The sequence below is a fragment of the Marinobacterium profundum genome (genome assembly GCF_001528745.1).
Taxonomy (GTDB): Bacteria; Pseudomonadota; Gammaproteobacteria; order Pseudomonadales; family Balneatricaceae; genus Marinobacterium_A; species Marinobacterium_A profundum.
The window spans coordinates 1-13946 of record NZ_BCNS01000204.1; the positions used below are offsets into that span (position 1 = coordinate 1).

General features: G+C 57.9%; 9 protein-coding genes and 3 tRNA genes. 7 read left to right on the forward strand and 5 right to left on the reverse strand.

Features of this window, described 5'->3' with window-relative positions:
• From MPRO_RS22295 to gltX, 5 genes are all read right to left on the reverse strand, one after another.
• A partial coding sequence (locus MPRO_RS22295) for a Calx-beta domain-containing protein (protein ID WP_158651923.1) occupies positions 1-1711 on the reverse strand: 1711 nt, incomplete at its 3' end.
• A 1159-nt stretch (positions 1712-2870) separates the two neighbouring features.
• A tRNA-Ala gene (locus tag MPRO_RS22300) sits at positions 2871-2946 on the reverse strand.
• Between the two features lie 28 nt (positions 2947-2974).
• Positions 2975-3050, reverse strand: a tRNA-Glu gene (locus MPRO_RS22305).
• Positions 3051-3078: 28 nt separating this feature from the next.
• Positions 3079-3154, reverse strand: a tRNA-Ala gene (locus MPRO_RS22310).
• A gap of 216 nt (positions 3155-3370) precedes the next feature.
• Positions 3371-4864 (reverse strand): glutamate--tRNA ligase, encoded by a 1494-nt coding sequence (gene gltX, locus MPRO_RS22315; protein WP_067298397.1) that lies wholly within the window; start codon positions 4862-4864, stop codon positions 3371-3373.
• A 199-nt stretch (positions 4865-5063) separates the two neighbouring features.
• On the opposite strand from gltX, the gene MPRO_RS22320 reads away from it, so the two are divergent.
• The 7 genes from MPRO_RS22320 to MPRO_RS22350 form a co-directional block, all read left to right on the forward strand.
• Positions 5064-5651, forward strand: coding sequence for an ANTAR domain-containing response regulator (locus MPRO_RS22320; RefSeq protein ID WP_067298398.1), 588 nt, complete (start codon positions 5064-5066; stop codon positions 5649-5651).
• Positions 5652-5716: 65 nt separating this feature from the next.
• Entirely contained in the window at positions 5717-6892 is a 1176-nt protein-coding gene (locus MPRO_RS22325) for a CmpA/NrtA family ABC transporter substrate-binding protein (protein ID WP_067298399.1), read from the forward strand.
• A 331-nt stretch (positions 6893-7223) separates the two neighbouring features.
• Positions 7224-8540 (forward strand): CmpA/NrtA family ABC transporter substrate-binding protein, encoded by a 1317-nt coding sequence (locus MPRO_RS22330; protein WP_245635183.1) that lies wholly within the window; start codon positions 7224-7226, stop codon positions 8538-8540.
• Positions 8541-8585: 45 nt separating this feature from the next.
• Positions 8586-9599, forward strand: coding sequence for an ABC transporter permease (locus MPRO_RS22335; RefSeq protein WP_082709074.1), 1014 nt, complete (start codon positions 8586-8588; stop codon positions 9597-9599).
• A 30-nt stretch (positions 9600-9629) separates the two neighbouring features.
• The gene (locus MPRO_RS22340) at positions 9630-10580 is read left to right on the forward strand and encodes an ABC transporter ATP-binding protein (protein ID WP_067298401.1); all 951 of its coding nucleotides are present in this window, start codon (positions 9630-9632) and stop codon (positions 10578-10580) included.
• A gap of 183 nt (positions 10581-10763) precedes the next feature.
• Positions 10764-12233, forward strand: a complete 1470-nt coding sequence (locus MPRO_RS22345) for a NarK family nitrate/nitrite MFS transporter (RefSeq protein WP_067298402.1) — start codon at positions 10764-10766, stop codon at positions 12231-12233.
• Positions 12234-12338: 105 nt separating this feature from the next.
• Positions 12339-13946 (forward strand): bifunctional protein-serine/threonine kinase/phosphatase (locus MPRO_RS22350; protein WP_245635182.1); only part of this gene is annotated, 1608 nt, incomplete at its 3' end.

Here is a 13946-nt window from a genome sequence, read left to right on the forward strand (position 1 = left end):
CGTCCATCGCCCCCCCCTGGCGCGAGACCACTTCCCGACTCCCCGTCTCGTCAAGCTCATCGACACCGTCGGCATCAATCCGATAGTTCACCGTTTTCGAGGTCTCGCCCGCGGCGAAGGTCACCGAGGTGCCTGAATTGGAGCCATAGGCATCCGAACCCGAACCCGAGGCCCCTACCGACGCCGTCCCCGCCAGAAAACGGTATTCCACCGTCACCGCCGCCGTCGCCGGTTCCGAGAGCGAGACCGTCCAGCTCAAATAGTTTGGATCCACCGAGGTCGTGCCCTCGAAGTTCGATGCCCCCGAGACGTTCACCGTCGGCTGCGCCTCCCCGCCCGCATCGTCGTCGAGGATCTCGGCCGAGCCGATGGATACAGTGGCCACCCCCGCCGGCTTGTCAAAGCTCAGCGAAAACAGCTCGGTCGGCTCTATGGCCGTGTCACCAAACACCGGGACCGTCACCGAGGAGGAGGTCTGACCCGCGGCAAAGATCAGCGTGCCGCTGGTCGCCTGGTAATCCTCACCCGCCGTCGCACTGCCGTCGACCGTGGTGTAGTCCACCGTGAAGGCTTCAGGCGCTGGTCGCGACAGCGACACCTCGAAGGAGGCCTGGGTCTGTCCGGCATCACCCTCAACCACCAAGGGCCGTGACACGAACAGCGCCAGGTTGTTGCCCGTGCCGTCGTCATCCAGAATCCAGCCGGTTGCGCGCAGCACCGGGACACCCCCGGCCAGCGCCGCCCCCTGGGCCGAGAACACTTCCAGAATCACCGTCTCGTCAAGCTCATCGACACCGTCGGCATCAATCCGATAGCTCACCGTTTTCGAGGTCTCGCCCGCGGCGAAGGTCACCGAGGTGCCTGAATTGGAGCCATAGGCATCCGAACCCGAATTCGAGGCCCCTACCGACGCCGTCCCCGCCAGAAAACGGTATTCCACCGTCACCGGCTCCGTTGATACTTCCGAGAGTGAGACCGTCCAGCTCAAATAGTTCGGATCCACCGAGGTCGTGCCCTCGAAGTTCGATGTTCCCTCCACCGACACCGTTGGTGTGCCCGCCGCCGACACCGCCGCCGTGCCCCCATCGTCATCCAGTCCGGATAGCTGAGCATTTGCACTGTCAATAAATTTGCTCGGGTCAACCCATTCAACAGGAGCGCCAGCCGGGTTGTAACCATCATCATTAGTCGGCAACGTATCGTTTAACGTAATCTCGAAATGCAGCTGTGCAATTTCAGCAAAGCCGGTGCTTCCAATCGTGCCTATTTTCTCGCCGATGGCGATGGCATCCCCCGTATTGACAGCGGCGCCATCAAAATAGGTGGCGGTATCCAGATGGGCGTACAGCGAGTAAACCTGCGTAACGGTCTGGCCGCCAACGACAATTGGATCGGCGAGGTTATGCAGTACCACAACGTAGTTACCGAACCCTGTCGTGGCTGAACTTTGGTCGCTGACCACTTCGACCACCACCCCATTAGCAATAGCAAATACCGAATCACCAAGATCGGTATCGCCGCCGCCCTCGCCGTTCCAATCTTCGCCAAGATGAAAGGCTGGGCCATTGCCACGGTCTTCTAAGGTATTGAAATCCGACGCTAAGTAGTACCTATCGTCGGGAATGTCGTCTAGATCAAGCGCCGCCGTGAGCGTCCCGGAGCCAAGCGGGAGGCGAAATCTGTCAGCATCTAATGGGGATGAAATCGGCATGAGATCTCTCCTTGAAAGTCATTTAAATGATGATCTATCCAGGCTTTTGGCGGCCGTGATGTTCGAAAGGGAAAACGCGAAAATGCCGACACACAGGCTGGACAACGTTAGAGCGGATAAATGAAAAGGAGACAGCTACAAGAACTGACAGCGACAAATAATACATCGAAGAGTTGGCACAATTGAGCCCGTGAAATGCAGGCGGAATGTCGTTCGCTCTCATACCTGAGGTCCGATTCCATTATATTCGTACTAATTCCTTACTGAAAAATTAAGGCAAAGGTCGCGCCAAAATAAAATTAAGATAAAAAATCAAAAGGATAAAACTTGCCCAACAGGTCAAGATGCTAAATCCTGTAAAGAAAACTGACAGTACGAAAGCGAAATTCAGGAGTAGTGCTCTGTTATATTCAACCAGTTCACAAAAAATAAAATGAATAAAATTCTTATTCGTAACATCACACTATCAGGCAGGGTGGCGGTTTCTAAACTTCCGGTTCACTCCGAATTTTCCGAATTGCAACTTCTTAGCCCAGAAACCGGATCAGCTCTATGTCGGTGATATCACCTGCATACCGATGCGGGGGGAATTGCTCTATCTAGGAGGCTGTCCGAGAATGCTGGCCGTAGCAAGAGCCGACTGATTTGAGCGGGTTTTTGCGATGTTTTAAGGCGAATAGTGGTTCTATTTAACACTTGGAACGCAGTGTAAAGAACCGCTTTAGCGGGGTCGCAGACCGAGGAGCCTACGACGAGTACAAAAAGATGACGAAAAATGACCAAAGTCGGCTTTTTCGCAGCAGATCAGTGATAAATCCGACAGGCCGCTAGCTATCACGAGGACTTCAATACATGGGGAGAAGCGAAGCAGACTATCGTCAGGCCCATCAAGGTGTTTGATAACCGGATGCGACCGCACTCCAGCATTGGCTACGTGATTCCTGCGGGCTGCGGAATCAGCGCTACGAGAACTGTTTGAGAGTACTCCCAAAAACTATTGCAAGATCAGACGGAAAAGAACAAAAGGAGAAACAGTTGCAGACAATCGATTCAGGACTGCAATCCCAAAACAAGCAGAAGCGCATCCATCAACAGGAAGAAAGGAATAACCACAGAAAAACAGACAGTAAAGGAAAAGCAGGAGATGACATACATGAATTGGTGGAGCCTGGGGGGATCGAACCCCCGACCTCGACGCTGCCAGCGTCGCGCTCTCCCAGCTGAGCTAAGGCCCCATAAAACAATTCACGCAAAACTTGAAAGTGGCGTCCCATAGGGGGTTCGAACCCCTGTTACTGCCGTGAAAGGGCAGTGTCCTAGGCCACTAGACGAATGGGACGCATAGGACTTTCAGTTGTCTCTTGAAGTGGTGGAGCCTGGGGGGATCGAACCCCCGACCTCGACGCTGCCAGCGTCGCGCTCTCCCAGCTGAGCTAAGGCCCCCTTCAGAAGACGAGCGATATAGTAAGGTTAGACCCATTCACTGTCAAGCAGGTTTTCTACAAAAAACAAAAGAAAGTCCTTTAATATTCAACTGGTTAAAGATTACTCAGCCATATACGGAGATCACTGTTCCGACCAGACTACACAGAACGCAAAAACCCCGCCGCAGCGGGGTTTTGACGGACCAGGACTATGCGTCCGGGCGCACTCTGTTAATCAGCCCTCAGCCTTCAGTGCCGCAAACTCCTTCTCCCAGCGCTTGCCTTCCTTCTTGGAAGGCCCGCCGATGATATTAAGCGCATGGCGCACGCGAGCACGACTCATGTCGGGGCCAAGGATCGCCATGGCATCCATCACGGATACCGTCTGACTGGTACCGGCAATGGCGATAAACAGCGGGAACAGGAAGTCACGGATCTTGAAGCCCATGCCGTCGGCCAGCGCCTTGAGCTCGGTGAAGAGCTGCTCCTTGGTCCAGACAGACTCGGTATCGATCTGCCAGGAGGCAAACTGCAGAATCTTGCGCACGTCTTCAATCGGCAGGGACTTGTGCGCAAAGCTGGCTTCATCCAGGTCGATCATGCCCGACAGGAAGAATCCCGCCAAAGGTGCCACATCCGACAGTTTTTCGACACGCTGCTGAATCAGCGGCAGAATCTGCATCAGGTACTGCGGATTCAGCGCCCACTGCTGGAAACGCGCAGCAAACTGCTCCGGAGTCAGGTCTTCGCGTAACCAGAGACCATTGAGCCAGCTAAGCTTTTCCTGATCGAATACAGGCCCGCCCAGGGACACGCGCTGAATATCGAAGTTGGCGAACATTTCGTCACGCGAGAATTTTTCCTGCTCATCCGGCATGGACCAGCCCATGCGCCCCAGATAATTCAGCAGCGCTTCAGGCAGGAAGCCCATGCGCTGGTAATACAGGATGCTGGTCGGATTTTTGCGCTTGGACAGTTTGGACTTGTCGGGGTTGCGCAGCAGCGGCATATGGCAGAGTACCGGCATGTCCCAGCCGAAGTATTCGTACAGCAGCTTGTGCTTGGGCGCCGAGTTGATCCACTCCTCGCCACGAATCACGTGGGTGATTTCCATCAGGTGATCATCCACCACGTTGGCCAGGTGATAGGTAGGCATGCCATCGGATTTAAGCAAAATCTGCGCATCCACCATGCCCCAGTCCAGCTCGATGGTGCCGCGCAACAGATCATCAATCTGGCAGGCGCCCTCACCTTCAGGCACCACCATGCGAATCACATAGGGCAACCCCTGGGCCGCACGCTGTTCCACTTCAGCCGCCGGCAGCGCCAGATCACTCTGCTTCAGCGCAGTATGGCCACCGGCAGCGCGACGGGCTTCGCGCAGCGCATCCAGCTCTTCAGGCGTGCGGTAGCACAGAAAGGCCTTGCCCTTCTCCACCAGCTCCAGCGCAAAGTTCTTGTAGATATCACCGCGCTCACTCTGACGGTAGGGGCCGTGAGGGCCGCCGACATCGGGACCTTCGTCCCAGTCCAGCCCCAGCCAGCGCAGGGAATCGAGAATCATCTTCTCGGATTCCGGCGTACTGCGCGCTTGATCTGTGTCCTCGATGCGCAAAATAAACTGCCCACCGTGCTGGCGTGCGAAGGCCAGATTGAACAGGGCTATAAAGGCGGTGCCGACATGGGGATCGCCGGTCGGGGACGGAGCTACGCGGGTACGTACTGTCATCGTTATCCTGAAAGCTATAATCGAGTTAGCGAAATGACGCGCATTATAACGCCGCACCCAGACTTGGGACAGTCAAGTACCGGCGGTACATTGCCGCTGACGCCTAAAACTTACCGCAACACAGGCATGTTTCATGCATCTAATTTCAATGGCATGATATCGTTTTCCTGACTGAATGTACCCAGGAGCCCCCGTTAGAATGAAAAGCCCTCCATCGATAAAAGTATTGGTGATTGATGAGGATCGTGGCCGCGCCGCGCTGCTTGAACAGTCGCTGCGCGATCAGGGATATGAGGTGCTGGCACGACTGGACAATACCGATCTGCTGGCCGACCGGGTGGAGGAGCTTCACCCCGACATGATCATTATCGATCTGGACTCCCCCAGCCGGGATGTGCTGGAAAATATGGCACTGCTGAATGACCGCTCGCCGCGCCCTGTCGTCATGTTCGCCGAACAGGGCGACAGCGATACCATTTCAAAGGCCATCCGCTCCGGCGTCAGCGCCTACGTGGTCGACGGACTCGAATTTGGCCGCATCAGCTCGATTCTGGATGTCGCCGCGGCACGTTTTCGTGAGTTCCAGGCGCTGCGCCTTGAGCTGGTGGAAGCACGTTCGGAGCTGGCCGACCGCAAACTGATCGAAAAGGCCAAGGGTCTGGTGATGAAACGTCACAAATGCCCGGAAGACGAGGCCTATAAGGCAATGCGCCGCATGGCAATGGATCAGCAAAAGCCGCTGGCCGAAATCGCCCGCAACATTATTGCTGTGATGGAAATCATCTGACTTGAATTACGCCCAGCCTGTACCGCGGCGCCTGATTCGAATCCGACCCAATATGGATACCTGATATGTCCGATCTTACACTTCCCAGCCACCTCCCGGCGCCTGAGAAACCCCAACTGACACTGGGCTTTGTGCCCCTGATTGACGCCTGTCCGCTGATCGTGGCACTGGAACTGGGATACTTCCGTGACTGCGGCCTGGACGTGAGCCTGAGCAAGGAGGCCTCCTGGGCCAGCATCCGTGACAAGGTGCAGCTGGGCCTGCTGGATGCCGCCCAGATGCCGGCGGGTATTCCGCTGGCCGCAGCCCTGGGGCTCGGCTACGGCCAGAACCCGCTGGTCTGCACCATGGGCCTGGGTCTTAACGGCAATGCCATTACCCTGAGCAGCGCGCTGCATGAAACCCTGCAACAGGCACCGGATTTCTGCACTGATCCCGCCTCTGCAGGCGCAGCCCTGGCCTGGTACCTGCGTGAGCATCCGCAGGAGCGCCCGACCTTCGCCACCGTTTATACCCACTCGATGCACAGCTTTCTGCTGCGCTACTGGCTCAATGCCTGCGGCATCGATCTGCAGCGCATTCGCCAGGTGGTGGTTCCACCGCCCCAGATGGTCGATGCGCTCAAGCGCGGCCTGATCGATGCGTTTTGTGCCGGCGAACCCTGGAACAGCGTCGCCCAGCAGCAACAGGTCGGCCGTGTGCTGATCAGCGGCCACCAGATCTGGCACAACGCCCCGGACAAGGTACTGGGTACCACCACACACTGGGCTGCCCAGCACCCGGGCAGCCTGCAACTGTTAATCATGGCGCTGCTACGGGCCTGCGCCTGGCTGGATGAGCCCGGCAATCGCAGCAAAATGCTCGACATTCTTAGCCAGCCACACTACCTGGGCACGAACCTGATCACACCGGATCCCGGCATTGGCCGGCATCAGTTCTTTGGCAGCGCCGCCAACTTCCCCTGGCAATCCCAGGCGCGCTGGTTGCTGGAGCAAATTCAGCAGGATCAGCCCAACCCCTGCAGCGGCGCAGAACTGGATAAACTGGCGCGCACGACCTACGACAGCAGCAGCTTTCGTCTGGCCAGCGCCGCGCTGCAGCTCAACCTGCCGCTGAACGACAGCAAGCCCGAGGGCATGCACGACAGCCCCTGGGAGATCGCCGGCAACCAGGGGCCCCTAAGCCTGCCCCAGGACAAGCGCTTCGACCCAAGCGCCCAGCCAGTAACGGCTGAGCAATAAGAGTGCAGCACGCCAGAACCGCTGGCTTGCCGCAGTGCACAACAGAGCGCACCAAAACCACAGAAAATAATTTAATTCATATATTTCAATAACTTAACTTTGTGGCACGGCTTATGCATTAACCTGAACAGTTTTATTAAAAAGCAGTTCAGGCAAAGGCGCCTGTAGCGAGACGAGTATTTCGTCCCGTTGCAGGCGCCTTTTTGTTTGCAATTCCAGGAGCTAGTCCATGCCACTCAACACCACCCTGAGCACCCCCTCAGTTCGCCCCCGTCGCACCCTTCTCAAGCAGGCAATGATTGCCGCCGGCGCCCTGTCGCTGTCATCTCTCATGACCTTCAGCCAGGCCCAGGCAGCAATAGGCCCGCCTGAAAAGGAAGATCTGAAATTCGGCTTTATCAAGCTCACTGACATGGCCCCGCTGGCGATTGCCTATGAAAAGGGCTACTTCGAGGACGAAGGCCTGTACGTACAGGTAGAAGCCCAGGCCAACTGGAAAGTCCTGCTGGACCGCGTGATCGACGGTCAGCTCGACGGCGCCCATATGCTGGCGGGCCAGCCACTGGGGGCGACCATCGGCTACGGCACCCAGGCCCATATCATTACCGCCTTCAGCATGGACCTTAATGGCAACGGCATAACCGTCTCCAACGATATCTGGGAGCGCATGAAACCGCATATCCCCAAGGATGCCGACGGCAGGCCGGTACACCCCATCAAGGCCGATTACCTGAAACCGGTGGTCGACGAGTTCAAGGCCGAAGGCAAGCCCTTCAACATGGGCATGGTATTCCCGGTCTCGACCCATAACTACGAGCTGCGCTACTGGCTGGCCGCAGGTGGCATCCACCCGGGTTTCTATGCACCCCACAAGGGTGATATCAGCGGTCAGCTCGGTGCCGATGCACTGCTGTCGGTAACGCCGCCGCCGCAAATGCCCGCCACACTCGAAGCCGGCACCATCCATGGCTACTGCGTCGGCGAGCCCTGGAATCAGCAGGCCGTATTCAAGGGCATAGGCGTCCCTATTATTACCGACTATGAGATCTGGAAAGACAACCCAGAGAAGGTATTCGGCGTTTCCAGAGAATGGGCCGATGCCAACCCCAACACTCACCTGCGCGTTGTCAAGGCCATGATCCGTGCCGCCAAGTGGCTGGACGCCAACGACAACGGCAACCGCCCGGAAGCCGTGGAAATTCTTTCCAGGCCGGAATATGTCGGCGCTGACTACGAGGTTATCGCCAACTCCATGACCGGCACCTTCGAATACGAGAAAGGCGACGTACGTGAGGTGCCCGACTTCAACGTATTCTTCCGCCATAACGCCACCTACCCCTACTACTCCGATGCCATCTGGTACCTGACACAGATGCGCCGCTGGGGCCAGATTGAGGATGCCAAGCCGGACAGCTGGTTTTTGGATATCGCCAAGAAGGTCTATCGCCCGGACATCTACGCCCAGGCGGCCCAGTCCCTGATCGAGGAAGGCAAGATGGACGCATCCGAGTTCCCGGACTTCAGCACTGAAGATGGCTACCGCGCGCCCCAGACGCACTTTATCGATGGCATCACTTACGACGGTCACAGCCCCAATGACTACCTGAAAAAGTTCGGTATTGGCCTCAAGGGCGACGACAAAATCTGAGCTTAACCGGCGCAGGCATCACGCCTGCGCCCCCGTTGTGGAGCAATGACCGTGAGCACTGCAAGTACCCAAAGTCACCCGATAAAGGCCCGTCGACTGCACCTGTCACTGCGCGCACCCAGTGCCGCCAGCGTCACCCGCATCGCCCGTGCCCTGCTGCTGCCGCTACTTGGCATGCTGGTGTTTGTGTTTGCCTGGCATTTAGCCGCGCGCAATATTGATACTTCTCTGGGTAAATTCCCCGGCCCCGCCCAGGTGTATGAACAGTCCGTTGGCCTGATCGCCGACCACCAGCGCGAACGCAGCCGCGAAGCCGCCTTTATGGAACGCCAGGAAAAGCGCAATGCCGCCGCCCTGGCCAAGGATCCCAGCGCCGAGGTACGGCTGCGGGATTACACCGGCAAACCCACCTTTGTCGATCAAATCGGCACCAGCCTGGTCACGGTACTGGCAGGCTTTGCCCTGGCCAGTCTGATCGCCATCCCACTGGGTATTCTGATCGGCCTCAACAGCACTCTGTACGCAGCGCTGAACCCGCTGATTCAGCTACTCAAGCCGGTATCACCCCTGGCCTGGCTACCCCTGGTTACCATGGTGGTCAGCGCACTTTACGTCTCCGACGACCCCATGTTTGCCAAGTCCTTTGTTACCTCGCTGATTACGGTCTCACTGTGCAGCCTGTGGCCGACGCTGCTCAACACCGCCGTCGGGGTATCGAGCATCAGCCAGGATCTCAAGAACGTCAGCAAGGTGCTGCGCCTGCCGTTCATGACCCACGTTTTCAAGATCGCCATACCGGCCTCGATTCCGGCCATGTTTACCGGCTTGCGACTGTCGCTGGGTATCGCCTGGATGGTGCTGATCGCCGCCGAAATGCTGGCCCAGAATCCGGGGCTCGGCAAGTTCGTCTGGGACGAATTTCAAAACGGCAGTTCCGATTCCCTTGGCCGCATCATGGTCGCGGTTATCGTGATCGGCATCATCGGCTTTATGCTCGATCGCGCCATGCAGCTGCTGCAGAGCCGTATTTCCTGGGACAAAAACGCCGTCGTGCGCTAGTGCACTAGCCACCCAACAAGGAGAAAACCCATGACTCATCTGGAACTTACCGGCGTGGCGATCGATTTTCCGACCTCGCGCGGCCCTTTTCGCGCCCTGGATGGCGTCAATCTGAAGATCGACCAGGGCGAGTTCGTCTCCCTGATCGGCCATTCGGGCTGTGGCAAGTCCACCGTGCTCAATCTGGTTGCCGGCCTCTATGAGGCAACCGAGGGCGGCGTGGTACTGGAGGGCAAAGAAGTACGCGAGCCTGGCCCCGAACGCGCCGTGGTGTTTCAAAATCACTCCCTGCTGCCCTGGCTCAGCGCCTACGAGAACGTCGAACTGGCGGTCAGGCAGGTGTTTCGCAACAGCAAGACCCGCGCCGAAATGAAGGACTGGATCGAGCACAACCTTGAACTGGTCCACATGAGCCACGCCCTGCACAAACGCCCGGATGAAATATCCGGTGGCATGAAGCAGCGCGTAGGCATAGCCCGGGCTCTGGCGATGCAGCCCAAGGTTCTGCTGATGGATGAGCCCTTTGGCGCCCTGGATGCCCTGACGCGCGCCCACCTGCAGGACTCCCTGATGGAGATCCAGGCACGGCTCAAAAACACCGTAATCATGATAACCCACGATGTCGACGAGGCCGTGCTGCTGTCGGACCGCATCGTCATGATGACCAATGGCCCGGCAGCCACCGTGGGCGAGATCCTCAAGATTGATCTGGAGCGGCCACGCAACCGCATCGAACTGGCCGACGACGCCCGCTACAACCATTACCGCCACCAAGTGCTGAGCTTCCTGTACGAGAAGCAGCACAAGCCGGACCAGGACAACAGCCAGAGCCGTTCGCCGAGCGGGAAGTCCACCCCGACCAAAACGGCCCCCATTGCCGCAACAGAAACACCAATTGCAACTGAAGATACAGTGCTGGCACAAGACATGCATTCATCCAAGACATCTACAGGAGAAACGACAGCCCCGGCTGCCGCCTGACCCACGGCAAAGGCGCCGCGGGCCAGACAGCGGGTAAAAAGTTAACTCCTGACGCACCGAAACAAGGCCCGTAAAAGGGCAAACGCACCAAATTTGAACAATGGCGTTCAAACCTTCCCGGCAACGGGGATGTTGGACGCCATTTTTTTTGTACTTTGCTGGCCCAGTAGTGGATGAAAACCTATGACTGATAACACCAAGCTCAACCTGTTTGCCTTTACGGGCAAAATGAAGATCCTGCACATGAGCTGGATTGCCTTCTTCCTGACGTTCTTTGTCTGGTTCAACTTCGCGCCTCTGCTGGGCGTGATCAAGACCTCCCTCGGACTGACCTCCGACGAAATAAAGACGCTGCTGATTCTCAACGTCGCCCTGACCATACCGGCCCGTGTCCTGATCGGCATGCTGACCGACAAGTACGGCCCGCGCAATGTCTACGCCGCGCTGCTGTTCTTCTGCAGCCTGCCCTGCTTCATGTTCGCCATGGCGCAGGACTTTACCCAGGCCGCCATTGCCCGTTTCCTGCTGGGCTTTATAGGCGCAGGCTTCGTTGTCGGCATACGTATGGTGAGCGAATGGTTCCCGGCCAACGAACTGGGCACCGCTGAAGGCATTTACGGCGGCTGGGGCAACTTCGGCTCCGCCGCCGCTGCCATGCTGCTGCCGACCCTGGCACTGATATTTGGCGGTGAAGATGGCTGGCGCTATGCCGTGGCCACCACCGGTCTGCTGTGCCTGATCTTCAGCTTCGTATGGTTTTTCAATGTGTCCGATACCCCCAAGGGTTCGACCTACTTCAAGCCCAAGCGTATCGGCGGACTGGAAGTCACCAGCAAGGGTGACTTCATTTTCCTGCTGATCATGAAAATTCCACTCTATGCCGCTCTGGCACTGCTGTGCTGGAAGCTGTCACCCCAGGGTGTATCCATTCTCAGCAGCACAGTCGCACTCTTCATCTATATTGGCCTTGCGCTCTTCTTCGTCTATGACTGTTACAGCGCCTACAGCGTGAACCGGGAAATCTTCACCCAGCCGGTACCGGAAATGCACCGCTACAAGTTCAAGCAGGTCGCGGTACTGAATGTGCTCTACTTCGCCACCTTCGGCTCGGAGCTGGCCGTAGTCTCGATGCTGCCGCTGTTCTTCGCCGACGTCTTCGAACTCGACATGGTCTATGCCGGTCTGCTCGCCTCGGGCTATGCTTTCATGAACCTGATGTCCCGCCCGGCCGGTGGCCTGATCAGCGATCGCTGCGGACGCAAGGCCACTCTGCTGGTACTGACCGCAGGCCTTGCCCTAGGCTATGGCATCATGTCGGTGATCGACAGCAGCTGGCCGCTGGCACTGGCGGTGATTGCCGCCATGGCTTGTTCCTTCTTTGTCCAGGCCGGTGAAGGTGCCGTCTTTGCAGTAGTGCCGCTGATCAAGCGTCGCCTCACCGGCCAGGTGGCTGGCATGACCGGCGCCTACGGCAATGTCGGTGCGGTGTTCTATCTGACCGTACTGTCCATGGTCAGCTACCAGACTTTCTTCATGGTCATTGCAGCCACAGCGGTACTGGGCTTTATCGTCCTGCTGCTGCTGGAAGAACCCAAGGGCCACATGGCCGAAGTCAATGCCGATGGCAGTGTCGAGCTGATCAGCGTCTCCTGATCGGCCTTGCATGACCAGGGTCGCTTTAATTCAGCGACCTCAGGAAGTAACCCGGGGGCGCGGCCGCAAGGCTTCGCCCCCTTTTGAGGTTTTGGAAGTACCATAATGAATCAACCCCATAGCGGCGCCACCAAACTGCAAGTCCGTTTCGGCGGCCAGTCCATTGCTGGCATCAAACCGCAGAATCAGGATGCCTTCGCCGCCCATGCGCCGGACGACCAGACCCTGCTGCTCAAGGGTGCTGCAGCGGTGATCGCCGATGGCGTCAGCAGCTGTGCCGACTCCCATATCGCCAGCCAGACGGCGGTCACCAGCTTTATTACCGACTATTTCAGCACCCCCGACAGCTGGAGCACCCGTCACGCCGCCGCTCGCGTGGTATCGAGCCTCAACAGCTGGCTCTATCAGCAAAACTCCAGCCGCCTGGGTCACGACGACAGCATGCTGTGCACCTTTTCGGCGGTGATATTCAAGTCCAACACCCTGCACTGTTTTCATGTCGGCGACAGCCGCATCTGGCACTACCGCGATGGCGAGCTGGAACAACTCAGCCGCGATCATGTTCATGTGGAACGCGGTCGCAATTACCTGTCCCGCGCCTTCGGTGCCGACCAGCATCTGGAGCTGGATTACCGCACCCAGACGCTTGAACCCGGCGATCGCATCCTGCTCACCACCGACGGCATACATGAACACCTGACCCGGGCCCAGATCAGCCAGCTCATGCAGCAGCACCCCACGGACCCCGTAGCCGCCAGCGCGCTGCTGATCGACCAGGCTATGCTGGCGGGCAGCGATGACAACCTCACCGCCCTGCTGATCGAGGTTGATGCGCTGCCGCTGGAAACCCCGGATGAAAACTATCAGCGCCTGAGTGCCCTGCCCATACCGCCGGTGCTGAATGTCGGCAATCGCATCGACGACTACGAAGTACTGGACGTGATCTTCAGCGGCACTCGCAGCCACATGTATCGCGTCAAGGATCTGGCCAGTGGACAGATCTACGTGCTCAAGGCGCCCTCGGAGAACTTCAGCGAAGACAGCCTCTATCTGGATGGTTTCATGCGCGAAGAGTGGGTCGGGCGCAGGCTGGATCACCCCAATGTGATGAAGACCTTTGCCCCGCCGCGTCCCAAGCGCCTGCTGTATTACCTGGGCGAACACATAGAAGGCCAGAACCTGCGCCAGTGGATGCAGGACAATCCCCAACCCCCGCTGGACAAGGTGCGCGACCTGGTGCGCCAGGTCATTTCGGGCCTGCGGGCCTTTCAGCGGGCCGAGATGGTGCACCAGGATCTCAAGCCCGAGAACATCATGATCGACGGCGACGGTCGGGTACGCATTCTGGATTTCGGCACCGTACGCATCGCCGGCATCGAAGAAATGGGCTCACCGCTGGACAAGTCCATTCCCCAGGGTTCGGTCAACTATGTGGCACCGGAGTACCTGATGGGGCAGCAGGGCAGCTTTCGTGCCGACCTGTTTTCGCTGGCTGTGATCTGCTATGAAATGATAACCGGCCAGCTGCCCTACGATGAACCCTCGACCAAGCGCTATCGCATCGAGCACTATGGTGAGCTGCACTATATTCCGGCGCTCAAGCACCGCAAGGATCTGCCGCTCTGGATGGAAGGCTGCCTGCGCAAGGCACTGCAACCCAACCCTATCCACCGCTATAATGCTTATTCCGAATTCCTCCACGACCTGACCACC